Source organism: Myroides albus (assembly GCF_009711045.1).
In the GTDB taxonomy this organism is placed as follows: Bacteria; Bacteroidota; Bacteroidia; order Flavobacteriales; family Flavobacteriaceae; genus Flavobacterium; species Flavobacterium album_A.
The window spans coordinates 1-574 of the sequence record NZ_WMJX01000132.1 but is presented as its reverse complement, the minus strand read 5'-3'; the positions used below and the strand labels follow the sequence as shown (position 1 = coordinate 574).

General features: G+C 33.6%; 1 pseudogene. It reads left to right on the top strand.

Features of this window, described 5'->3' with window-relative positions:
* Positions 1-574 (top strand): annotated as a pseudogene (locus GJV76_RS15825) (hypothetical protein); the annotation flags it as partial.

The following is a 574-nucleotide window of genomic DNA, read 5'->3' as shown; positions in this document are numbered from 1 at the left end:
TGTTTCTAAAGATGCTACAACTGGAAATATCACAATTTCATATAAAGATGGAGATAAAACAGAAACGTTAGATTTGACTACAGAAATTCAACGTGTTCAAAACTATACCGATGTTAGTTTATCAGCAGCAGAAGTAGGAGTAAAAGGAGCAGGTGTATCAGTTAATCCAAATAAAACAGGAGTAACAGCGACAAGTTTTGTAGAGACACTAACTTCAATGACTCGTTATAATGCAAGTGGAGTAGAAGAGGCAGGAGCTGTTACAGCAGATAAGACTTATTATTCATATAAGGATGAATCTGGAGAGTTGCGTTACATTAGTGTATCACAAGACGTAAGTAATGATTTTTCAACTATCGTGAATGAAGGCACTAACAAGACTGTGATAGAAGAAATTGTAAAGAATATAACAGGAGATATTAAAGTAATCAATAAGAATGGAGATGTTGTATTTGTTATAAATAACGGTGGAACTACAGAAGAAATAAATCTAACTGAGTTAATAAAAGAGAATTCGTTTTTAGCAAGTCTTGCCGATCAATCAGCTACAGAAAACACATCTGAGGTTAAGTTG